The sequence below is a fragment of the Shimwellia pseudoproteus genome (assembly GCF_016415625.1).
In the GTDB taxonomy this organism is placed as follows: Bacteria; Pseudomonadota; Gammaproteobacteria; order Enterobacterales; family Enterobacteriaceae; genus Shimwellia; species Shimwellia pseudoproteus.
Genome location: NZ_WBXP01000024.1, coordinates 1 through 23001, shown reverse-complemented (window position 1 = coordinate 23001; position 23001 = coordinate 1). Strand labels below are relative to the sequence as shown.

At 57.3% G+C, this 23001-nt stretch carries 15 protein-coding genes and 1 pseudogene; 10 read left to right on the top strand and 6 right to left on the bottom strand.

What is annotated here, in order from left to right; translation table 11 throughout:
• Window positions 1-6: 6 nt before the first annotated feature.
• From glgC to F9C28_RS11915, 4 genes and pseudogenes are all read left to right on the top strand, one after another.
• Window positions 7-1215 (top strand): annotated as a pseudogene (gene glgC, locus F9C28_RS11930) (glucose-1-phosphate adenylyltransferase); the annotation flags it as partial.
• A gap of 62 nt (window positions 1216-1277) precedes the next feature.
• Window positions 1278-2711, top strand: a complete 1434-nt coding sequence (glgA, locus tag F9C28_RS11925; protein WP_199015581.1) for a glycogen synthase GlgA — start codon at window positions 1278-1280, stop codon at window positions 2709-2711.
• A 20-nt stretch (window positions 2712-2731) separates the two neighbouring features.
• Complete coding sequence (glgP, locus tag F9C28_RS11920; protein ID WP_199015579.1) at window positions 2732-5179, top strand: glycogen phosphorylase; 2448 nt, start codon at window positions 2732-2734, stop codon at window positions 5177-5179.
• Between the two features lie 217 nt (window positions 5180-5396).
• Window positions 5397-6155, top strand: coding sequence for a histidine phosphatase family protein (locus F9C28_RS11915; protein ID WP_199015577.1), 759 nt, complete (start codon window positions 5397-5399; stop codon window positions 6153-6155).
• Window positions 6156-6213: 58 nt separating this feature from the next.
• Here the strand turns inward: F9C28_RS11915 and glpD are convergent, their stop codons facing one another.
• Entirely contained in the window at window positions 6214-7722 is a 1509-nt protein-coding gene (gene glpD / locus F9C28_RS11910) for a glycerol-3-phosphate dehydrogenase (RefSeq protein ID WP_199015576.1), read from the bottom strand.
• 228 nt (window positions 7723-7950) lie between these two features.
• Here glpD and glpE point away from each other — a divergent pair, with 228 nt between their 5' ends.
• From glpE to F9C28_RS11895, 3 genes are all read left to right on the top strand, one after another.
• The gene (glpE, locus tag F9C28_RS11905; RefSeq protein ID WP_408641521.1) at window positions 7951-8277 is read left to right on the top strand and encodes a thiosulfate sulfurtransferase GlpE; all 327 of its coding nucleotides are present in this window, start codon (window positions 7951-7953) and stop codon (window positions 8275-8277) included.
• Between the two features lie 77 nt (window positions 8278-8354).
• A complete protein-coding gene (gene glpG / locus F9C28_RS11900; protein ID WP_199015572.1) occupies window positions 8355-9188 on the top strand; it encodes a rhomboid family intramembrane serine protease GlpG in 834 nt (277 codons plus the stop codon).
• Window positions 9189-9211: 23 nt separating this feature from the next.
• A complete protein-coding gene (locus F9C28_RS11895) occupies window positions 9212-9970 on the top strand; it encodes a DeoR/GlpR family transcriptional regulator (protein ID WP_199015570.1) in 759 nt (252 codons plus the stop codon).
• Between the two features lie 73 nt (window positions 9971-10043).
• Here F9C28_RS11895 and malT read toward each other — a convergent pair whose 3' ends face one another.
• The gene (malT, locus tag F9C28_RS11890; RefSeq protein WP_199015568.1) at window positions 10044-12749 is read right to left on the bottom strand and encodes an HTH-type transcriptional regulator MalT; all 2706 of its coding nucleotides are present in this window, start codon (window positions 12747-12749) and stop codon (window positions 10044-10046) included.
• 610 nt (window positions 12750-13359) lie between these two features.
• Between malT and malP the strand changes: the two genes are divergently transcribed.
• A complete protein-coding gene (gene malP, locus F9C28_RS11885) occupies window positions 13360-15762 on the top strand; it encodes a maltodextrin phosphorylase (protein WP_199015567.1) in 2403 nt (800 codons plus the stop codon).
• A gap of 11 nt (window positions 15763-15773) precedes the next feature.
• Window positions 15774-17942: a 4-alpha-glucanotransferase gene (malQ, locus tag F9C28_RS11880; protein WP_199015566.1), complete on the top strand. Its 2169-nt coding sequence runs from the start codon at window positions 15774-15776 to the stop codon at window positions 17940-17942.
• A 113-nt stretch (window positions 17943-18055) separates the two neighbouring features.
• Here malQ and nfuA read toward each other — a convergent pair whose 3' ends face one another.
• Both nfuA and gntX read right to left on the bottom strand, forming a co-directional pair.
• Entirely contained in the window at window positions 18056-18631 is a 576-nt protein-coding gene (nfuA, locus tag F9C28_RS11875) for a Fe-S biogenesis protein NfuA (protein WP_199015565.1), read from the bottom strand.
• Window positions 18632-18689: 58 nt separating this feature from the next.
• Window positions 18690-19370, bottom strand: coding sequence for a DNA utilization protein GntX (gntX, locus tag F9C28_RS11870; protein WP_199015564.1), 681 nt, complete (start codon window positions 19368-19370; stop codon window positions 18690-18692).
• A 77-nt stretch (window positions 19371-19447) separates the two neighbouring features.
• Between gntX and bioH the strand changes: the two genes are divergently transcribed.
• The gene (bioH, locus tag F9C28_RS11865; protein WP_199015563.1) at window positions 19448-20224 is read left to right on the top strand and encodes a pimeloyl-ACP methyl ester esterase BioH; all 777 of its coding nucleotides are present in this window, start codon (window positions 19448-19450) and stop codon (window positions 20222-20224) included.
• A 56-nt stretch (window positions 20225-20280) separates the two neighbouring features.
• On the opposite strand, the gene feoC is transcribed toward bioH, so the two are convergent.
• Together feoC and feoB are read right to left on the bottom strand one after the other, a co-directional pair.
• The gene (gene feoC, locus F9C28_RS11860; RefSeq protein ID WP_199015562.1) at window positions 20281-20517 is read right to left on the bottom strand and encodes a [Fe-S]-dependent transcriptional repressor FeoC; all 237 of its coding nucleotides are present in this window, start codon (window positions 20515-20517) and stop codon (window positions 20281-20283) included.
• Between the two features lie 14 nt (window positions 20518-20531).
• Complete coding sequence (gene feoB, locus F9C28_RS11855) at window positions 20532-22850, bottom strand: Fe(2+) transporter permease subunit FeoB (protein WP_199015560.1); 2319 nt, start codon at window positions 22848-22850, stop codon at window positions 20532-20534.
• Between the last annotated feature and the right edge of the window lie 151 nt (window positions 22851-23001).

The following is a 23001-nucleotide window of genomic DNA, read 5'->3' as shown; positions in this document are numbered from 1 at the left end:
TAACTCATGGTTAAGTTAGATAAAAATGATACGCTGATGCTGGCGCGTCAGCTGCCTATTAAATCAGTTGCATTAATTCTGGCCGGCGGCCGTGGTACCCGGTTAAAGGATTTAACCACCACACGCGCTAAGCCGGCGGTGCACTTTGGCGGCAAGTTCCGCATTATCGATTTTGCGTTGTCCAACTGCATCAACTCCGGTATCCGCCGGATTGGGGTTATTACCCAGTACCAGTCTCACTCACTGGTGCAGCATATCCAGCGCGGCTGGTCATTCTTCAGCGAAGAGATGAACGAGTTTGTCGATTTGCTGCCTGCGCAGCAGCGTGTGCACGGGGAGAACTGGTATCGCGGTACCGCCGATGCGGTGACCCAGAACCTGGATATCATTCGCCGCTATAACGCCGAGTACGTGGTGATCCTCGCCGGGGACCATATCTACAAGCAAGATTACTCGCGCATGCTGATCGACCACGTGGAAAAAGGCGCGCGCTGTACTGTGGCCTGTATGCCGGTGCCGATTGAAGAAGCCAGCGCCTTCGGGGTGATGGCGGTCGATGAAAATGAAAAAATCATCGAATTTGTTGAGAAACCGGCCAATCCACCGGCCATGCCGAACGATCCAACCCGCTCCCTGGCGAGCATGGGGATTTATATCTTTGACGCCAGCTACCTGTACCAGCTGCTGGAAGAAGACGACAACGACGAAAACTCCAGCCACGACTTCGGCAAAGATATTATCCCTAAAATTACCCATGCCGGTGCCGCATACGCGCACCCGTTCCCGCTGTCCTGCGTACAGTCCGATCCGGATGCCGAACCTTACTGGCGCGACGTCGGGACCCTGGAAGCGTACTGGAAGGCGAACCTTGATCTGGCATCGGTAACCCCGGAGCTGGACATGTACGATCAGCACTGGCCGATCCGTACCCATATGGAGTCCCTGCCGCCGGCGAAATTTGTCCAGGATCGCTCTGGTAGCCACGGTATGACGCTCAACTCACTGGTTTCCGGGGGCTGTATTATTTCCGGCTCGGTGGTCGTGCAATCCGTGCTATTCCCGCGGGTGCGGATTAATTCCTTCTGTAATATTGATTCTGCTGTGCTATTACCAGATGTCTGGGTGGGGCGCTCTTGTCGCCTGCGCCGCTGCATTATTGACCGTGCCTGTGTTATCCCGGAAGGGATGGTCATTGGCGAGAATGCCGAAGGTGACCCACTGTAACGAATAAGTTTGGTGCGGCGCTGCCGCACCACTATCTGAGGACGGGAGCGACGATGCAGGTCTTACATGTCTGTTCTGAAATATTTCCATTACTAAAAACCGGCGGCCTTGCGGATGTTATCGGTGCTTTACCTGCCGCACAAATCGCAGCCGGAACCGATGCCCGGGTATTGCTGCCGGCTTTCCCGGATATTCGCCGCGGCATTCCTGATGCCCAGGTGGTCACTAAGCGCAATACCTTTGCCGGGCCAATGTCACTGCTGTTCGGCCACTATAACGGGGTCGGCATTTATCTGATTGATGCGCCGCACCTGTATGATCGCCCGGGTAGCCCGTACCACGATACGAATCAATACGCTTATACCGATAATGTCCTGCGCTTTGCGCTACTGGGATGGGTGGGCTGCGAAATGGCCTGTGGGCTGGATCCGTTCTGGCACCCGGACGTGGTACACGCTCATGACTGGCACGCGGGCCTGGCGCCAGCCTACCTGGCCGCCAGAGGCCGCCCGGCAAAATCGGTATTTACGGTACATAATCTGGCCTATCAGGGGCTGTTTTACGCCCATCATCTGCCGGAAATAGAACTGCCATGGTCGTTCTATAATATGCATGGGCTGGAGTTTAATGGCCAGATGTCGTTCCTGAAAGCCGGGCTCTACTATGCGGACCACATTACGGCGGTGAGCCCAACCTATGCCCAGGAAATTACCGAGCCTCAGTTTGCTTACGGGATGGAAGGGCTGCTCCAGGAGCGTCATCGCCAGGGGCGGCTGTCCGGTATTCTCAATGGTGTCGATGAACGTACCTGGGACCCGGCGACAGACCCGCTACTGGCGGCCAGCTACAACCGCGATAGTCTGGAAAAGAAAGCGGAAAATAAACGTCAGCTCCAGGTGGCGATGGGCCTGAAAGTGGACGACAAAGCGCCACTGTTCGCCGTGGTCAGCCGGTTAACCAGCCAGAAAGGGCTGGACCTGGTGCTGGAAGCACTACCCGGGCTGCTGGAGCAGGGCGGGCAACTTGCGCTGCTGGGCGCCGGAGATCCTATCCTGCAGGAAGGTTTCCTGGCGGCAGCGGCAGAACACCCCGGGCAAGTTGGGGTGCAGATTGGTTATCACGAGGCATTCTCCCACCGCATTATGGGCGGGGCGGATGTGATTCTGGTGCCCAGTCGTTTTGAGCCCTGCGGGCTGACCCAACTGTACGGGCTTAAGTATGGCACGTTGCCTCTGGTGCGGCGCACCGGTGGCCTGGCTGATACGGTATCAGACTGTTCCCTGGAGAATCTGGCGGACGGTGTAGCCAGTGGTTTTGTGTTTGAGGACAGCAATGCCTGGTCGCTGTTACGGGCGATCCGGCGTGCTTTCGTTCTGTGGTCCCGTCCATCACTGTGGCGCGTTGTGCAGCGCCAGGCGATGGCAATGGATTTTAGCTGGCAAGTTGCGGCGCAGTCTTACCGCGATCTTTATCAACGCTTGATGTAACTATCCAGGAATCACTGACTATGAATGCACCTTTCAGTTATGCATCCCCGACACTCAGCGTTGAGGCTCTGAAGCACTCTATTGCCTATAAGCTGATGTTTACTATTGGTAAAGATCCGGCCATTGCCAACAAACATGACTGGCTGAACGCCACCCTGTTTGCGGTGCGGGATCGTATGGTGGAACGCTGGCTGCGTTCCACCCGGGCGCAGATGTCCCAGGAAGATCGGCAGGTGTATTACCTGTCAATGGAGTTTCTGATTGGCCGGACATTATCCAATTCACTGCTGTCTCTGGGGATCTATAGCGATATCCAGGCAGCGCTCTGCGAAATGGGGCTGGATCTTGAAGAGCTGATCGACGAAGAGAATGACCCAGGTCTGGGCAACGGTGGCCTGGGCCGCCTGGCTGCCTGTTTCCTGGACTCGCTGGCGACCCTCGGGCTGCCGGGCCGCGGCTACGGCATCCGCTACGACTACGGGATGTTCAAGCAGAACATCGTGGACGGCAGCCAGCGCGAGTCTCCGGACTACTGGCTGGAATACGGTAACCCGTGGGAATTTGAACGCCACAATACCCGTTACCGCATCCGCTTTGGTGGCCGTATCCAGCAGGAAGGGAAAAACGCCCGCTGGCTGGATACCGAAGAGATCCTCGCCGTGGCCTACGATCAGATTATCCCCGGCTATGATACTGATGCCGCTAACACCCTGCGTCTGTGGAGTGCCCAGGCCAGTAGCGAGATTAACCTTGGTAAATTCAATCAGGGGAATTACTTCGCGGCGGTGGAAGATAAAAACGTCTCCGAGAACGTCTCCCGGGTACTGTATCCGGATGATTCCACCTACTCCGGGCGCGAGCTGCGTTTACGTCAGGAATACTTCCTCGTCTCCGCCACGGTGCAGGATATCCTCAACCGCCACTACATGTTGCATAAAACCTATGACAACCTGGCGGAGAAGATTGCCATTCACCTCAATGATACCCACCCGGTGCTGGCGATCCCGGAACTGATGCGCCTGCTGATGGATGAGCATCGTTTTAGCTGGGAAGATGCGTTCGAAGTGACGTGCCAGGTATTCTCCTACACCAACCACACGCTGATGAGCGAAGCGCTGGAGAGCTGGCCGGTGGATATGCTGGGTAAGATCCTGCCCCGTCATCTGCAAATTATCTTTGAAATTAACGACTATTTCCTGAAAACCCTGCAAGAGCAATATCCGCAGGATACCGGGTTGCTGAGCCGGACGTCGATCATTGATGAGTCCAACGGTCGCCGGGTACGTATGGCCTGGCTGGCCGTGGTGGGCAGCCATAAAGTCAATGGTGTGTCCGAGTTACACTCCAACCTGATGGTGCAGTCACTGTTTGCCGATTTTGCCAAAGTCTTCCCGATGCGTTTTTGCAACAAAACAAACGGGGTCACCCCGCGCCGCTGGCTGGCGCTGGCTAACCCGTCGCTGTCCGATGTGCTGGATAAGAACATTGGCCGCACCTGGCGCACCAATCTGAGCTTGCTGAACGGGCTCACCGAGTACATTAAAGATCCTAAAGTGAACTATGCCGTGCAGCAGGCCAAGCTGGAAAACAAACAGCGGCTGGCGAACTTTATTGATCAGCAACTGAATGTGAAAGTGAACCCGCAGGCGCTGTTTGATGTACAGATCAAGCGGATTCACGAGTACAAACGCCAGTTGATGAACGTATTGCACGTGATAACCCGTTATAACCGGATCAAAGATGATCCGAATGCTGACTGGGTACCGCGGGTAAATATTTTTGCCGGTAAGGCCGCCTCGGCGTACTACATGGCCAAGCACATTATTCATTTGATCAACGATGTGGCCAACGTGGTGAACAACGATCCGCTGGTGAAAGATAAGCTGAAAGTGGTGTTTATCCCGAACTACAGCGTTAGCCTGGCCCAGATCATTATCCCGGCGGCGGATCTCTCTGAACAGATCTCCCTGGCGGGTACGGAAGCCTCCGGTACCAGTAATATGAAGTTCGCCCTTAACGGCGCGCTGACGATTGGTACTCTGGACGGGGCAAACGTCGAGATGGGCGAGCGGGTTGGTGAAGAGAATATCTTCATCTTCGGCAACACGGCGGAGGAAGTTGAAGCCCTGCGCCGCAACGGCTATAACCCGCGGGACTACTACGAGAAAGACGCTGAGCTGCACCGGGTGCTGACCCAGATAGGCTCCGGGGTTTACAGCCCCGGTGAGCCGGGCCGCTATCGCGACCTGGTGGATTCACTGATTAACTTTGGTGACCACTACCAGGTGCTGGCGGATTACCGCAGCTACGTGGACTGCCAGGACGAGGTGGATACCCTGTATCTGGATCAGGAAGAGTGGACCCGCCGGGCGATGCACAACATTGCCAATATGGGGTACTTCTCCTCTGACCGTACTATCCAGGAGTATGCCGACGAAATTTGGCACATTAAGCCAGTGCGTCTGTAACCTGCGTCCTGATAACAAAAAACCGGCCCGCGGGCCGGTTTTTTTATTGGGTCTTATTGCCTCTCTACTTTCTCGCCTCTTATCACCTGTCGTAACCTCCCGAAACCGGCGATTGTTCGCCCGGTATTGATCCCACTGCGCTTACCGTTCCCTGGGGCGATGCCCCCTCGCCGGTGATTCTCTCCCGGCGGAGCCAATAATCGCGAAGGAGCAGATCATGCACAAAATAATTACCCGGGGATGGCTGTGGTTAAGCGTGGTTTTCACCCCACTGGCGGCGGCGCAGGAGGTCACCATATATCTGATTCGCCACGGTCAAACGTGGTTTAACCAGACCGGGCAGGTTCAGGGGTGGAGTGACTCCCCGCTCACTGCCGCTGGCACCGCTCAGGCGGTGGCTGTCGGCAAGGCGTTGTCTGGTGTTTCTTTTCGCGGGGCTTTTTCCAGCGATGCGGGCAGAGCCCGGGCTACCGCACTGGCGATTCTGGCGGAGAACCAGCGCCCGCCGGTACCGGCGCTGACCGAATCGGCAGATTTACGCGAATGGGGATATGGCGGTTATGAAGGGCGGGATGATGCGGATCTCTGGACCCCGCTCTACCGGAGCGTTAATGTTCCCTTCGCCAAAGACTGGTCTACCTGGGAAGCGTTCACCCAGAAAATGACCGATGAACAGATGGCCGATGCCATCGCCCGTAATGATCCCACCGGAAGTGCCGAGCCCTATCAGGCTATCACTGCCCGGCTGAAGCGCGGGCTGCTGGCGGTTATTCAGCAGACCCAGGCCCGGGGCGGTGGTAATGTTCTGGTGGTTTCCCACGGTAGCGCCATTCCCACCTTGCTGACCCTGTTTGTTCCTGACGCGTACCGTGGCGAAGCTATCGGTAACGGCAGCCTGACCATTCTGAATTACCGGGATGGGCAATACAGCCTGGGTACTGTCGGGGATACCCACTATTTACAGCACAGCCAGTAACTGAACAGGGTAGGGAGGCGCACCCCCCACTTGCCCGGGCGGCAGTGGGGGAGTTCTATCAGGAGGCCAGAGAGAGGGACGGTTTACGGCGGTATTCCGCCAGCCATTCCGCCACCCGCTGTTGCTGCTGCTGGCTGAGCCACATCCCCAGACGGGTGCGGCGCCAGATGGCATCATCCAGCTCGTGAACCCATTCATCACTCACCAGATAGCGTAATTCCACTTCATACAGCTCATGGCCAAAATGTTCCCCCAATTCGCTGAGCTGCTGGCTGTTAGCGAGCATTTTCTCGGCCAGTGAGCCGTAGGTGCGGGCATAGCGACGGGCCAGGGATTCACTCAGGAAGCCATATTTTCGCCGCAGAACCGCGGCGTAATCATCGCGATCGCCAGAAAATTCCCCCCCGGGCAAGCGGGTGTCTTTAGTCCAGGCGGCCCCCATCTCCGGGAACCAGGGTTTTAATTTCTCCAGCGCGTGTTCACCCAGTTTACGGTAGGTGGTCAGCTTGCCGCCGAAGACCGACAGCAGCGGCGCTTTGCCGTCCTTATCGTGGATGTCGAGGGTGTAATCCCGGGTCACCGCCTGGGGAGAATCGGACTCGTCATCACACAGCGGCCGCACCCCGGAATAGGTCCATACAATGTCATCCCGGCTGAGCTGTTTTTTGAAATGGTCGTTATACACCTTCAGCAGATAGCGAATTTCAGCGTCGTCGATGGCCACTTTCCGGGGATCACCGTGGTACTCGACATCGGTGGTGCCGATTATCGAAAACTCATCCAGCCACGGGATCACGAACACAATGCGTTTGTCTTCGTTTTGCAGAATATAGGCTTGTTTTTGGGTATGCACCCGGGGCACCACAATATGGCTGCCTTTGATCAAGCGGATCCCGTACGGGGACGGTAAGGCCAGTTCTTGATCAAAGAACTGTTTCACCCAGGGGCCAGTGGCGTTGACCAGGGCCCGGGCGTAATGGACCTGGCGCTGGCCGCTGTCGCTGTTCTCGCTTTCCACTACCCACAGGCCGTTTTCGCGGCGGGCGGAGGTAGCCCGGGTGCGGGTCAGTACATCACCCCCCAGCTTACGTACCATCTGGGCATTCGCCACCACCAGGCGGGCATCGTCCACCCAGCAGTCGGAATATTCGAATCCGCGTGTTAACTCCGGCTTAAGGACTGATTCTGCGCCAAAACGCAAGCCGCAGGAGCCCGGCAAACGGGTGCGTTTACCGAGATTATCATAGAGAAACAGACCGGTGCGGATCATCCATGCCGGGCGCAAATGCGGCTGGTGCGGCAAACGAAAGCGCATCGGGAAGGCAAGGTGCGGCGCCATATTCAACAGGACTTCGCGCTCGGCCAGCGCTTCACGCACCAGGCGGAACTCATAGTGCTCCAGGTAGCGCAGACCGCCGTGGATCAGTTTAGAGCTGGCGGATGAGGTGGCGCAGGCAAGATCCTGGGCCTCCAGCATCACGACGGATAACCCGCGACCGGCAGCGTCGGTGGCAATACCTGCCCCGTTAATACCGCCACCAATAACGATCAGATCTTTGATATTCATCTTACCCTCACGCATTTTCGTTAAAGCTCAAAAATGTTCGATATCGAGCATAGTAGCAGCAAAATGTGCGCCTGGTAACAAGAAAAAAACAATTGCGCGTGATATGCATAACATTCTGGCATTGTGGTGGCCGGGCAACGTACACTTTATCAATGATTACGGCTTCGTTACCCTTCGGGGGTCCGTCGCCGGAGAGCAGCAACCCCTACGTATAAGATGAGTAATGTTATGGACCAGTTTGAATGTATTAATGTTGAACAAGCGCACCAGAAATTGCAGCACGGGCAAGCGGTGCTGGTGGATATTCGCGATCCGCAAAGTTATGCCCTTGGCCACGCCTCCGGGGCATGGCATCTGACCAATGACTCCCTGGTGCGCTTTATGCAGCAGACCGATTTCGACACCCCGGTAATGGTAATGTGCTACCACGGCAACAGCAGCAAAGGTGCTGCGCAGTACCTGTTGCAGCAAGGCTATGATCAGGTTTACAGCGTTGATGGGGGCTTTGATGCCTGGCATCGCCACTTTCCGGCAGAAGTCGCCCGGGGCGAATAACACGCGGCGGGAGTCGGCAGCGGACGCCGGAGCAGATATACTGTGGCCCTTTGCGGGAATAAGGGATCCGTTCCACCATGTTGATGATTACCTCTTTTGATAACCCACGAATGGCTCAGGCGTTCGTGGATTATATGGCCACCCAGGGTGTCACGCTGACCATCCAGCATATCGGGCCGCGCAGTGATATCTGGCTGGCAGATTCCGCCCGGGAAACGCAAGTTCGCGAGGCGCTGGCCCATTTTATGGCGAACCCGTATGACCCGCGCTATATGGCCGCCAGTTGGCAAACTGGCCAGACCGGCAGCGGGCTGCATTATCGTCGCTACCCTTTCTTGACCACCCTGCGTCAAAACGCCGGGCCCTTTACCTTACTGATCATGGCGGCCTGTATTCTGGTCTGGTTACTGATGCAGTGGTATGGCGACCAGCAGGTGATGCTGTGGCTGGCCTGGCCCTGGGATGACTCTGTACGTTTTGAGCTATGGCGCTATTTCACCCACGCGTTACTGCATTTTTCCGTGCTGCATATCACCTTCAACCTGCTATGGTGGTGGTATCTTGGCGGGCCGCTGGAAAAACGCCTCGGCAGCGGCAAGTTACTGGTTATCACGGTGATTTCGGCCCTGCTCAGCGGCTATGTGCAGCATAAGTTCAGCGGCGCCTGGTTTGGCGGATTATCGGGCGTGGTATATGCCCTGATGGGCTACTGCTGGTTGCGCGGTGAACGGGACCCAAGCAGCGGTATCCAGATGCAGCGCGGCCTGATGGCGTTTGCCGTAATTTGGCTGATTGCCGGCTGGTTTGATCTCTTTGGGCTGTCGATAGCCAATGGCGCCCACGCCTGCGGGCTGGCCGTCGGGCTGGCGATGGCCTTTGTAGACACAAGAAATGTGCGGAAACGAACATAATAATGACGACGGAGAACCATCCGGTGAAGCAGACACAACGCCATGATGCGATTATCGATCTTGTAAAAAAACAGGGATACGTCAGCACCGAAGAGCTGGTAGAGCATTTTTCTGTCAGCCCGCAGACCATTCGCCGGGATCTTAATGATCTGGCAGAGCAGAATATTATTATGCGCCACCACGGCGGCGCGGCGCTGCCTTCCAGTTCAGTGAATACCTCCTGGCACGATCGCAAAGCCACCCAGACGGAACAGAAAGCGCGTATTGCCCGGCGGGCGGCGATGGCCATCCCGGATGGCGCGACGCTGTTTATTGATATTGGCACCACACCGGAGGCGGTAGCCCACGCACTGCTGGACCATAACAACCTGCGGGTGGTCACCAATAACCTCAACGTGGCCAATACCCTGATGGTGAAAGAGGACTTCCGCATTATTCTGGCGGGGGGTGAGTTACGCAGCCGCGATGGGGGAATTATGGGCGAAGCGACCCTCGATTTTATCTCTCAGTTCCGGCTCGACTTTGGCATCCTCGGCATCAGCGGTGTGGATACCGACGGCTCACTGCTGGAGTTTGACTATCACGAAGTGCGCACCAAGCGGGCGATTATTGAGAACTCCCGGCATGTGATGCTGGTGGTGGATCATTCCAAATTTGGCCGCAATGCGATGGTGAATATGGGCAGTATCAGCATGGTGGATGCCGTCTATACCGATCAAGTGCCCCCGGCGGGGATAATGAAAGTGATTGCCGATAATAACGTGCAGCTTGAGCTGTGCTGAGCCTTTTCCGGCCTGGTAGCGCCGCGCTGAACCCCGGCGCTACCAGGCCAATTGCCGCCATCGCGCCGGGCGCTTATACCCCGTAACCCATCATCTTCAGCAGATTTTGCGCATGCTGTACCGCATCCTGGCGGTGAGCGACCCCCAATTTCTGGTACAAATTTCGGATATGGGTTTTGATAGTGGTGGCCGCCACATCCAGCTCCCCGGCAATCTGATCGTTACTGTAACCCGAATAGATTAATCCCAGAACCTGCCACTCCCGCTGGGTTAGCGGGCTGGTGCGGATAAGTTCCGGTACGTGCGGGTGATTAAGCAGGCGGGCCACAAAGCCCTCATCAAAGTGGGCAAATTTATGGCGGTGATGCTGATTAATCTCACGCAGGATGCGCTGGGCGCGGTGTTGATCTATCTCCGGCAGGGTATTGAGCTGCAACAACTGGCGCAACTGCTGGGCCATCGCTTCGCCCTCAATCACAAAGTGGCTGATAAACCCGGTGCGGTTCGCCAGCTCCAGCGCGTCAATCAGCACCCGCTGTGCGTCGCTTTTCCGATCGGACTGCCAGTACAGCTGGTTCAGCAACAGCATATTGCGGTTAAGGTCGCTGCGCAGCTGCAGGCGCTGGGCATTCTCATTCAATTCTTCGAGGATTATCTCTGCCGGTTGGTAATCCCCCAGCAGGATTTGGGCCCGGGCGATATTACGCCACTGGCCCTGGAGAAAGTGATTATCCGCGCTGGCAGGGCGTGGGGTCAGGCGCAGCCAGTTAGCGGCGGCGTTTTTGTCCCCGGTCATTTGCCAGTAGATAACCCGCACTTTGTTGGCATTGGATACCCAGTCGCTGTGCCACGGGCCGCTGCCGAGCAGGTTTTCCAGCCGGTTAAGGTGGCTGCGGGCGTTATCCAGCTGGCCTCTGGCCAGGGAGCACTGGATCACCAGCGCCAGGCACTGGAGCTGTTGCTGGGGCTGGAAACCGGCCAGCACATCCATCCCCTGGCGGGCGCAGCATTCGGCTTCATCCAGCCGTGACCAGGCCCAGAGTAACTGCGCGCGAATGCGCAGCAGGAACTCATGGAGCGGCAACTGTTCCAGATGGTGTTCATGGATCAACCGGAAGCCGGTTTCCTGGGTCTCCCAGGCGGCCTGGAGGAACCCCTGGGCAAACAGAATTTCACTTTGCTGGATCAGGCTCCACAGGGCGTAATGCCAGATATCACTGTGGCGGGCCATCTGTTCCGCTTGCTGCATCACCGCCAGCGAGGCAGTAAGCTCCCCTTTACAATGTAATACCTCGCCCTGAACGGAGGTTGCCACAATCCGGCTGTGGAAGCTGGACAGGGGCAGCACGTCGAGGGCCAGATTTGCCAGGCGTTCGGCTTCTTCTTGTTCACCGTTATTAATCGCTACCTGGGCGCGCAGTGCGTTAAATTCCGCCCGCAGTGTATCGTCCAGCGGCGCGTTCATCTCTTGCTCGGCCCGGGCCAGCAGGGTATTCACTTCCCCATAGCGGTGCTGGCTTTGCATCAGCCAGGCCTGGAGTAAGACCAGCTTAGGGCGCTCCAGCAGTGTTTCCCAGGGCAGCGCTTTAATCGACTCTTCCAGCAGCGGTAATTCGCTGTTGTTAAACAGCAGCCAGGAATGGTGCAGCAGGATATCGCGCAGCATGGCGGTATCACCGGCGGCCATGGCGTGGTGGATGGCTTCCCCGGGGAATCCCTGGGCCATCCAGCTTTCTGCGGCGGCCCGGTGAATGGCCGGTAACTCGATGGCCAGCTCCCATTGGCAGCGCTGGCGCAGGAAATTGCCAAACAGCGGATGATAGCGGAACCATTCACCGCTACCGTCCATACGCTGTAAAAACAGCCCCTGGCGCTCCAGTTCTTCCAGGCGCATCTGGCCGTTCTCTTCCCCGGTAACCCGGACTATCAGGGCATCATTCATTGAGCTGAGCAGGGCGCTTTTCAGTAAAAACTGACGGGTGTTGCTGTCCACATTATCCAGTACTTCATCGACCAGATAATCATTCAGATGCCCGGCATTGATACCGGATAAGCGGCGGGCGGACTGGTACGGCGAGTTACTGCTCTGGCGGGCGGCCAGGGCAATAAGTTGCAGCGCCGTGGCCCAGCCTGCGACGTCATCACAAAATTGGCTGCTTTCGGTCTGCTCAATGGGGGTGTCTAACCGGCCATCAAAGAACTGTTTCGCTTCCTGATGGGTAAACGCCAGCTGCTGGCTGCTGATTTCCAGCAGTTGTTCGCGAACCCGTAAATTGGCAATGCCCAGCTGCGGCAGGTTGCGCGACAGGATAACCAGGGTCATGTTTTCCGGCTGGTGGCGCAGGAAGAAGCGCATCGCTTCGTGGATCAGGGGGTTGGCTATCAGATGGTAGTCATCAATCACCAGATAAACGGGTTTTTGCCACTGTTCCAGCTCGATAAAGAGCTGCGAAAACAGTGAGGACAGGCTGGCATACTGGCGCTTTTGCGCCATCAGTTCGCTGCTGGCGCAGTGGTTATGGGTGGCCTGCTGTAATGCTGAAATCAGATAGGTAGCAAACCTTTCGGGCTGGTTATCACCCTCATCCAGAGAGTACCAGCCAAGATGGTCCTTTTCCGCGGCCCACTGGGAAACCAGCGTGGTTTTGCCATAGCCTGCCGGGCTTGTTACCAGCGCCAGTCGGTAGTTGCCGGCGGTGGACAGTTTTTCCAGCAGACGATCGCGGACCACAGTGTTTTCCAGGCGTGCTGGTCGACTTAATTTAGAAGGTATTAACATAGTTAGTCGCTTCACTGTGAAGGGGGAGAATATTTTTTTTGCGCTTCGTAATTAATGCCAGTGTTAAAGTCAGGTATATCGATAGTTAATGCAAGCACGCTTTGCTTTTAAGCTATCCAAAGTTGCACTTTGTCACACTTTAGAACTTTACCTGGATGGAAAGAGACAGAAGAAAACTCTCTGTGCCAGGCGTCACGCGGCCTGGCGCAATATTTGGTCATCGCTAAACTATTCACATTTCAGATGATTTAGCGGTTTATTATCTGGAATATCAGGCAACAATTAACTATTTATTGGCTTATATCTGGCAACTGTCTGAAGGGGTGTTTTATTACTCTGTATCAGGTTGTTTCTGTAGTGACAAATTCCTCCCGCTCCCTCGCCGGGTGTTATTCCAGCCGCGGGTGGGGGAAACCATAATTATGTGCTGTTTTCGCGCTCAATCTCTGCGAATGTCGTTATTTCTGCCAGAGTTGTAGTGCCAGGGATCACATTTTCTCCTACTACCTGCACCTCCTCCCCATCTAATCCCCTGCAGGATGAGGAAGTCATTCTGGGCACCCGGCAAACTAGTGGAAAATGTTTCAGTTATCACAGGAACCGATTACTTATGTCTCAGCCTACGTTTGATAAAGCACAGTTTCAGGCTTCACTGACCCGTCAGTGGCAATCTATCGGTCTTCACGCTGCACAAGAGATGACGGCGCAGCAATGGTGGCATGCCGTGAGCGGTGCACTGGCCGAAAACCTGTCCGCCCAGCCAGCCCCTGCCAGCCAGGCGCCTCAGCGCCACGTTAACTACATCTCCATGGAATTTCTGATTGGTCGCCTCACCGGTAACAACTTGCTGAACCTTGGCTGGTACCAGGGGGTGAGTGATGTTTTACAAGGGTATGACATCAATTTGAGCGATCTGCTGGAACAAGAGATTGACCCGGCGTTAGGTAACGGTGGGCTGGGGCGTTTAGCCGCCTGCTTCCTTGATTCAATGGCCACCGTTGGCCAGCCCGCCATTGGTTACGGCCTGAACTACCAGTATGGTCTGTTCCGCCAGTCCTTTCAGGATGGCAAGCAGATGGAAGCCCCAGACGACTGGGGCCGGGATAATTACCCCTGGTTTCGCCATAACCGCGCCCTTGATGTTCAGGTGGGGATTGGCGGTAAGGTGGTGAAAGAGGGCAATATCCAGCGCTGGGAACCGGCGTTTATTCTCCAGGGCCAGGCCTGTGACTTGCCGGTGCTCGGTTACCGTAACGGCGTGGCGCAGCCCCTGCGGTTGTGGCAGGCCAGCCACGCTCACCCTTTTGATCTGACTCTGTTTAATGACGGCCAGTTCCTGAAGGCAGAACAGCAGGGCATTGATGCCGCGAAACTGACTAAGGTGCTGTACCCGAATGATAACCACCAGGCCGGTAAAAAGCTGCGCCTGATGCAGCAGTATTTCCAGTGTGCCTGCTCGATTGCCGACATTTTACGCCGCCATCATCTGGCCGGACGCACGCTGGCGACGCTGCCCGATTACGAAGTTATCCAGCTCAATGATACCCACCCGACCATCGCCATTCCTGAGCTGCTGCGCGTATTGCTGGATGAACACCAGATGAACTGGGATGATGCCTGGGCTATCACCAGCCGGACCTTTGCGTACACCAACCATACGCTGATGCCGGAAGCGCTGGAATGCTGGGATGAGCGCCTGGTACGCACCCTGCTGCCGCGCCATATTCAGCTGATCAAAGAGATCAACCGGCGTTTTAAAAAGCAGGTTGATAAAACCTGGCCCGGCGACAAGGCGGTGTGGGCTAAGCTGGCGGTGGTACACGATAGCCAGGTACGCATGGCAAACCTGTGTGTGGTCAGTGGGTTTGCGGTGAACGGCGTGGCGGCCCTGCACTCGGATCTGGTGGTGAAGGATCTGTTCCCGGAATACCACCAGCTGTGGCCGAACAAATTCCATAACGTGACTAACGGCATTACCCCGCGCCGCTGGATCAAGCAGTGCAACCCCGGTTTGTCCGCTCTGCTGGATAACACCCTGAAAAAAGAGTGGGCCAATGATCTGGATGTGCTCGCCGGGCTGGAAAAATATGCCGATGATGCGGCGTTCTGTGGTGAGTATCGCGCCATCAAGCAGCGCAACAAAGTGCGCCTGGCTGAGTATATCCAGTCCCGTACCGGGGTTGTGATTAATCCGCAAGCGCTGTTTGATATTCAGATCAAACGGTTACACGAGTACAAACGCCAGCACCTGAATCTGCTGCATATACTGGCGCTGTATAAAGCGATCCGTGAAAACCCGGAACAGGATCGCGTACCGCGGGTATTCCTGTTCGGCGCCAAAGCGGCCCCGGGTTATTACCTGGCGAAGAATATTATCCATGCCATCAATAACGTGGCGGAGAAGATCAATAATGATCCGCTGGTAGGGGATCGCCTGAAAGTGGTCTTCCTGCCGGATTACTGTGTCTCGGCGGCGGAAATGCTGATCCCGGCGGCGGATGTCTCTGAACAGATCTCCACCGCCGGTAAAGAAGCCTCCGGCACTGGCAATATGAAGCTGGCACTGAACGGCGCGCTGACGGTAGGCACCCTGGACGGGGCCAACGTGGAGATTGCCGAAAAAGTGGGGGCAGAAAATATCTTTATCTTCGGCCACACCGTGGAGCAGGTGAAGGCGCTGAAGGCCGCCGGTTACGACCCGTTAAAATGGCGTAAGAAAGACAAAACCCTCGATGCGGTAATGAAAGAGCTGGAAAAAGGCGTCTACAGCGGTGGCGACAAGCATATGTTTGATCTGATGCTCCACAGCCTCGGCAAAGAAGGGGGTGACCCGTATCTGGTGATGGCGGATTTCACCGCGTATATGGATGCCCAGCGCCAGGTTGATGCGCTATACCGGGACCAGGAAGCCTGGACCAGAGCGACCATCCTTAACACCGCCCGTTGCGGCATGTTTAGCTCCGATCGCTCGATCCGTGATTACCAACAGCGTATCTGGCAGGCGAAACGTTAAGGAAAGCGACGATGGAAAGCAAACGTCTTGATAAAGCCGCGCAGGCGGCGGGTATTGCAGCAGAGTATATCAACGCCCACGGCAAGCCGCAGGAGATCCCGGCTGATACCAAGCAGCGTTTGCTGGACGCCATGAATCACACCCCCGCCCAGCGGGGGCATGGTGATGGGCCAGTACCGGCAACCCGGGTGATAACCCAGGCAAAAAAAATGGTGCTGTCGGTGGCCGGTAAAGGGGAGTACCACTGGATCCTGACCACCGAACAAGGGCAACAACACCGTGGTGAGGTGCAAGGCCGCAGCCAGCTGCTGTTGCCCGCCTCGCTGCCGACCGGCTACCACACGCTGACCCTGACGCAGGGCGAGTCACGCTGGCACTGCTGGCTAATTGTGGCGCCAGGCCGGTGCTATGAGCCCGCATCGCTCCAGGCCGGACAGAAACTGTGGGGGGCCTGTGTTCAGCTCTACACCCTGCGTTCGGCCCGTAACTGGGGGATCGGTGATTTTGGCGACCTACGCCAGATGGTGATTGAGGTTGCCGCCCGGGGCGGGGCGTTTATCGGCCTTAACCCGATCCACGCGTTATACCCGGCAACCCCGGAAAGCGCCAGCCCGTATAGCCCTTCTTCCCGGCGCTGGATGAACGTTATTTATATTGATGTCACTGAGGTGGAGGATTTTGCCCTCAGCGCCGCGGCCCGGCAGTGGTGGGCGCAGCCGGAGACCCAGCAGCAATTGCAGGCGGCCCGGGAGGCAGAATGGGTGGATTACAGCAGCGTCACCCAGTTAAAACTTAGCGCGCTGTCCATGGCCTGGACGCAGTTTTTACAGCGCAGCGGCGATGATGCCCTGATGGCCGCGTTTCGTGGATTTATCGCCCGGGAGGGAGAGAGCCTGTTTTACCAGGCGGCGTTTGATGCCCTTCACGCCTGGCAGATGCAGCAGGATGGCTCCCGCTGGGGCTGGCCAGTCTGGCCGGAAGCCTATCGTGATGCCGACAGCCCGGCGGTGGCGGCGTTTTGTGTGGAGCATCGTGACCAGGTCGAATTTTATATGTGGCTACAATGGCTGGCCTGGCGGCAATTTGCGGCCTGCTGGGAGAGCTGCCAGCAGCGCAATATGCCAATTGGCCTGTACCGGGATCTGGCCGTTGGCGTGGCCGAGGGCGGGGCGGAAACCTGGCGCGATAAGGCACTGTACTGCCTGAAAGCCTCGGTGGGGGCGCCACCGGATATCCTCGGGCCGCTGGGGCAAAATTGGGGGCTACCGCCGATGGACCCGCATATCATGGTGGAGCGCGGCTACGAGCCGTTTATTGAGCTACTGCGCGCCAATATGACCCACTGCGGCGCGTTGCGCATTGATCACGTGATGTCGCTGCTGCGTTTGTGGTGGATCCCCTACGGTGAAACAGCGGATAAAGGCGCCTATGTGCACTATCCGGTAGATGATCTGCTGGCGATTCTGGCCCTTGAGAGCCAGCGCCATCAATGTATGGTGATCGGCGAAGATCTTGGCACGGTGCCGGTGGAGATTATCGGCAAACTGCGGGACAGCGGGATCTATTCCTACAAAGTGCTGTGGTTTGAACAGGACGGTAAGGGCCGCTTTCGGGCGCCGGAGGATTTTACCGTCCAGGCCATGGCGGTCGCGTCAACCCACGATATGCCGACGGTGCGTGGCTACTGGGAAGGTGGCGATTTGGCCCTCGGCCGCGTGCTGGGGCTCTACCCGGATGCGGAGATCCTCGCCGGGTTGTATCAGGATCGCGCCCGGGCTAAGCAGTCCCTGCTGGATAGCCTGCATCAGCACGGCTGCGTGCCGCAAAAGACCGGGCGGACCGCCTCACGGATGAAGATGACCGCGGTGCTAAACCGGGGTTTGCAGCGCTATATTGCCGACAGCAACAGCGCGCTGTTGGGGCTCCAGCCAGAAGACTGGCTGGATATGGCCACCCCGGTTAACGTGCCGGGAACCAGTGACGAGTATAAAAACTGGCGCCGTAAATTAACCCACAGCCTGGAAGCGATGTTCGACAGTGCGCAGGTGAACCGCCTGATTAAGGACCTGGATAAGCACCGCAGACAGCGGCCGTTCGTGGAGAAGCAGGCGGTGGCGAAAGTGGCAAAGGTGGTGGAGAAGGTGGCGGCGCAGCCGGTCCGCAAGGTCAAAGCCGGTTGACATCGTCCCGTCCGCGATAAAAAAAAGCGCATGTTGAACATGCGCTTTTTTATTGCTGTTTGATGGGTTGCCGCGTGCTGGCGATGTGGCCCAGCCGCTCACGGCACCGGTCATCAGTAGTAAGAGTGCTCGCCGCGCTGGTGCTCGGTCAGATCGCGCACCCCTTTCAGCTCCGGGAACGCCGCCAGCAGCTGTTTCTCGATGCCTTCTTTCAGGGTGTAGTCCACCATCGAGCAGCCGTTACAGCCGCCGCCGAACTGGAGGATAGCCAGGCCATCTTCGGTGATTTCCATCAGGGAAACCCGGCCGCCGTGGCCAGCCAGCTGCGGGTTCACTTCGGCCTGCAGCATATATTCTACCCGCTCAATCAGCGGCGCATCGTCCGCCACTTTACGCATTTTGGCGTTCGGGGCTTTCAGGGTCAGCTGAGAGCCCAGCTGATCGGTAACAAAGTCAATTTCAGCATCTTCCAGATACGGTGCGCTGAGTTCATCCACATAGGCGGTCAACTGCTCGAATTTCAGTGCCGTGTCGGTGGCTTCGACGGCATCTGGCGGGCAATAAGAGACACCGCACTCCGCATTTGGGGTACCAGGGTTAATAACGAATACGCGGATCTGCGTCCCTTCTTCCTGATTTACCAGCAGTTTGGCAAAGTGTGCCTGGGCGGCATCGGAAATACGGATCATAGCTTTGGCCTAATAGTTGACTGTTTCAGTTGGTTATAATACGCCCATCATTGAAGCTCTACAAGGTGCGGCACAGGCACCAAATCTGGACTGTAGCAGCGCCGTGGCGCTGGAGCAGACGGGTGATTTCCGCAACCGTACTGCCGGTAGTAACAACATCATCTACGATAGCGATATGGAGATTGCGCACCGGGATTTCAATACTAAACGCCCGGCGCAGGTTACGCTTGCGCAATGGTGCACTTAACCGGTGCTGTACCCGGGTGTGCCGGGTGCGCCGTATACCGCGGGCGGCATAGCGGCAGCCCAGCCAGCGCCCCAGATGGCGGGCCAGTAAATCACTCTGGTTGTAGCCCCGGCGCCAGGCCCGGCGGTGGTGTAATGGCACGGCGAGGATGACATCCGGGCGCGCTAAACGGCGCGAGCGGCGCTGGGCGAGGATCTGGAGCAGCATCAGCCGGGCCAGTGCCGGGGCCAGGGCGGTATGCTGGCTAAATTTAAACCGCTGAATTAACCCGCGTAACGGTGCGCAGTAGTCATCCACCATCACCAGCCGTTGCCAGGGAGGCGGGCGCAGCAGGCAGCGGCCGCACGGGGCCAGCCCGCTGATTGCCGGCAGGCCACACTGGGGGCAACAGGGTGGCGGGCGCAGACGTTGCTGGCAAAAACTGCATATCCCCCAGTGACCCATGGCGAGGGGCATTGCGCATAGCCAACACAGCCCGGGGATTGCTAGCATAGGGGCCTCCATATCGTTTTCCGCACCTGCGGTGCATTAACTACCGGCCGCGCTGGCCGGCGAAAGGACTGTAACCCATGAACGAGATCTGGTGGCAAACAACCGGAACCGGCAATTGTCATCTTGTGCTGCTGCACGGATGGGGGCTGAATGCCGGGGTGTGGCATTGCATTGAGGCACAGCTCAGCGCGCATTTTACCTTGCACCTGGTGGATCTGCCCGGCTATGGCCGTAGCCAGGGGGTTGGCGCCATGTCCCTGGAAAATATGGCCCAGCAGGTGCTGCGCCAGGCCCCGGACCGGGCAATCTGGCTGGGCTGGAGCCTTGGAGGGCTGGTGGCCAGCCAGGCCGCACTGACCCAGCCTGAGCGGGTTCAGGCGCTGGTGACAGTCGCCTCTTCGCCGTGTTTTACCGCCTGCGGCGACTGGCCGGGGATCAAACCGGAGGTACTGGCGGGGTTCCAGCACCAGTTGAGCGAAGACTTCCAGCGTACCGTGGAGCGTTTTCTGGCGCTGCAAACCCTGGGAACCGAGAGCGCGCGCCAGGATGCCCGGCGCCTGAAAGAGGTCGTGCTGTCCCAGCCAATGCCGTCCGTTGAGGTGCTTAACGGCGGGCTGGAGATTTTGCGTACCGCGGATCTGCGCCAGCCGATGGCGCAACTGGCGATGCCGGTCTGGCGGCTGTATGGCAAGCTGGATGGACTGGTACCGCGCCGGGTGGCGGGGCTGCTGGATGAGGCCTGGCCTGATAGCCCGTCATGGATATTTGACAGCGCCGCCCATGCGCCGTTTATCTCCCACCCGGCGGCGTTCTGCGCGCGGTTACTGGATCTGAAAAGCCAGCTTGCCGGATAGCGGCCCAAAAAAAGCCCCGCGGTGTAGGCGGGGCTTGTGATGACATCAGCGCAGGGTTAACACAGGGTCCACCATACCGGCTGGCACTTTTTGCCCTCCGGGCACTCTTTGCAACTGCCGCGCAGGCAGCTATCGGCATCATCCGTTACGCTGGTCGCTTTGCCCATGGCGGCAAGCCGTTGCAGCATGGCATCCACCAGCGGACGCGGGGTATTCAGCAAGGTGCTGATCTGGCTGGCTTCCAGCCGCCCGCGTAGCGCCAGTAAATCCCGTACTTCAATCAAACTTGCCATCGGTTTACCCCAGATCAGTGACAGTCGCCGGATGAGCCGTGGCAGCAGGAAGCTGCCGGCTTACCTTTGGAGACCAGGTTAATGTCCACCAGACTGCGGGAGCGGCGTAACAGGCCAATGGCCACCACGTTAAACAAGATAACCGCCAGGATGCACACCAGACTGTATTGTGGGTGGGCACTAAAGGTAGCTATCTGGTAGTTCAGCGTGGCCAGGGAATAGGCAATATCCAGCCCCCACAACACGGAGAACATCACCCAGCCGCGGCTGGCTTCACGGGCAATCGCCCCCATGACCGCGATGCACGGGATATACAGCAGCACAAAAATCAGGTAGCTGTACGCGGCGGCGTCGCTGCCAAATTTCGCGCTCATCACGCCCATGGTCCCGGTCCCCATCTCGCCGTCGCCTTTACTGGCTTCGATGGGGTTGGCCAGTACGCTCAGGCTGAAGGTATCCACCAGGCTACTCCAGGTTTCTTTCAGCGCATCGCCCAGTTCACCAGGCAGGTCAAACTCTGCCGGGTTAAAGTCTTCGTCATGGATATTCTCGGCGGTGTACAGGGTATTCAGGGTCCCGACCACCACTTCTTTGGCCATGGCCCCGGTAAACAGCCCTACCGTTGCCTGCCAGTTGTCTTCGTGAACGCCAATCGGCGCCAGAAGCGGGGTTAATACCTTACTGACCGAGGCCAGCGCCGAATCGTTAATATTGTCCACGGCTTTACCGCTGAACGAGAAGCTGTTCAGGGCACCAATGAAAATACTGACGATGACAATTACTTTACCGGCACGCAGCACAAAGCCTTTCAAACGCTGCCATGTCTGGAGCAGCAGCCCTTTGATATGGGGAACGTGGTAGACCGGCAGCTCCATCACAAACGGGGTTGCTTCGCCGCGTAGGATGGTGAACTTCAGCATCAGGCCCGTCAGGATAGCCATCACAATGCCGAGGATGTACAGCGAGAACACCGCCAGCGCCCCGTTCTGACCAAAAAATGCCGCGGCGAACACCGCAAAGATAGCCAGACGCGCGCCGCAGGACATAAACGGCGCCATCATGATGGTCATCAGGCGTTCCCGGGGGGCATCCAGAGTACGGGCCCCCATTACCGAAGGCACGTTACAGCCAAAGCCGACAATCAGCGGTACGAAGGATTTCCCCGGTAGCCCCAGGGACTGCATCAGCCGGTCCATCACGAAGGCGGCGCGGGCCATATACCCGGAGTCTTCGAGGAAGGAGAGGAACAGGAACATCATCCCGATTTGCGGCACCAGCGGCAGCACGGTATTGATACCGCCGCCGATCCCCTGGGCGAGGAAGACTGTCAGCCAGTTGGGGAAGTGCAGGGTTGCCCCCAGCCATTGCAGCCCGTGAATAAAGATAGCGACGGAGCCGCCGTCAAAGATGGGTTGCAGGGCGCCACCGATGTTAATGGCCAGCAGGAACATCAGGTACATCACCAGCAGGAAAATCGGCAAGCCGAGGAAACGGTTAAGGATAACCTTGTCCATGGCGATAGTCAGGCGGTTCGGGCCGGATGTCATGGTATTGCTCACCGCTTCACAAATGGCGGCAATACTCTGGTAGCGGGCATCGGCAATATGCAGCGCCGCGTCGTCCACCTCATCAGACAGGCGGGCCAGCACGATATCCAGTTTATTTGCGGCTTCTCCGGCGTAGCTGCGGCTATAGATATCCCCTTCGAGCATCTGGATTGCCAGCCAGCGGCGCTGGCGCACCGGCAGTTGCTGGGGCATTTCGCCGGCCAGCCAGTCGGCTTCACGCAACAGCGGCTGAGCATAGTGCACCGGTTCAACATCATGGTTATCCCGGTGGCGATCGATCGCCAGTTTCAGGCTATCAATCCCCCGTCCCCGGGTGGAGACGATAGGCACTACCGGGCACCCCAGACGGGCGGCCAGCGCATCGACGTCAATCTGGATATGTTGCTTTTCGGCAATATCCAGCATGTTTAGCGCCACGATACAGGGGATACCCAGCTCAATCAGTTGCAGTGTCAGATACAGATTGCGTTCCAGATTGGAGGCATCGACCACGTTAATCAGCAGGTCTGCATCGCCGCTCAGGATGTAATGGCAGGCAATCTGTTCATCAAGGGAGGTCTGCGCAGAGATGGTGGTGAGCGAGTAGGTGCCGGGTAAATCCACCAGCGTGACCTGATTATCCACGGTGGAGAACTGGCCCTCTTTACGCTCAACGGTGACCCCGGCCCAGTTCCCCACCCGCTGGCGGGCACCGGTCAGCTGGTTAAACAGGGTTGTCTTTCCGGAGTTCGGGTTACCAATAAGACCAATAGTTAAATTTTTCATGGGTTAACGTGAACGGAAATAAAAAAATGAAGGCGCTAACGCACCGGAAATATTAGGGAAGGTGCGAATAAGCAGGTCATTTCTTCCCAAGCTGACTCGCTGATTAAAATTTCGCGGATCTGGGCCGATTTTTTTCCCGCAAACACATCGA

Excerpts from the sequence above, each read along its gene's own strand:
- glgA (WP_199015581.1), top strand. The coding sequence starts at position 1,278 with ATGCAGGTCTTACATGTCTGTTCTGAAATATTTCCATTACTAAAAACC.
- glgP (WP_199015579.1), top strand. The coding sequence starts at position 2,732 with ATGAATGCACCTTTCAGTTATGCATCCCCGACACTCAGCGTTGAGGCT.
- F9C28_RS11915 (WP_199015577.1), top strand. The coding sequence starts at position 5,397 with ATGCACAAAATAATTACCCGGGGATGGCTGTGGTTAAGCGTGGTTTTC.
- glpD (WP_199015576.1), bottom strand. The coding sequence starts at position 7,722 with ATGAATATCAAAGATCTGATCGTTATTGGTGGCGGTATTAACGGGGCA.
- glpE (WP_408641521.1), top strand. The coding sequence starts at position 7,951 with ATGGACCAGTTTGAATGTATTAATGTTGAACAAGCGCACCAGAAATTG.
- glpG (WP_199015572.1), top strand. The coding sequence starts at position 8,355 with ATGTTGATGATTACCTCTTTTGATAACCCACGAATGGCTCAGGCGTTC.
- malT (WP_199015568.1), bottom strand. The coding sequence starts at position 12,749 with ATGTTAATACCTTCTAAATTAAGTCGACCAGCACGCCTGGAAAACACT.
- malP (WP_199015567.1), top strand. The coding sequence starts at position 13,360 with ATGTCTCAGCCTACGTTTGATAAAGCACAGTTTCAGGCTTCACTGACC.
- malQ (WP_199015566.1), top strand. The coding sequence starts at position 15,774 with ATGGAAAGCAAACGTCTTGATAAAGCCGCGCAGGCGGCGGGTATTGCA.
- nfuA (WP_199015565.1), bottom strand. The coding sequence starts at position 18,631 with ATGATCCGTATTTCCGATGCCGCCCAGGCACACTTTGCCAAACTGCTG.
- gntX (WP_199015564.1), bottom strand. The coding sequence starts at position 19,370 with ATGCTAGCAATCCCCGGGCTGTGTTGGCTATGCGCAATGCCCCTCGCC.
- bioH (WP_199015563.1), top strand. The coding sequence starts at position 19,448 with ATGAACGAGATCTGGTGGCAAACAACCGGAACCGGCAATTGTCATCTT.
- feoC (WP_199015562.1), bottom strand. The coding sequence starts at position 20,517 with ATGGCAAGTTTGATTGAAGTACGGGATTTACTGGCGCTACGCGGGCGG.
- feoB (WP_199015560.1), bottom strand. The coding sequence starts at position 22,850 with ATGAAAAATTTAACTATTGGTCTTATTGGTAACCCGAACTCCGGAAAG.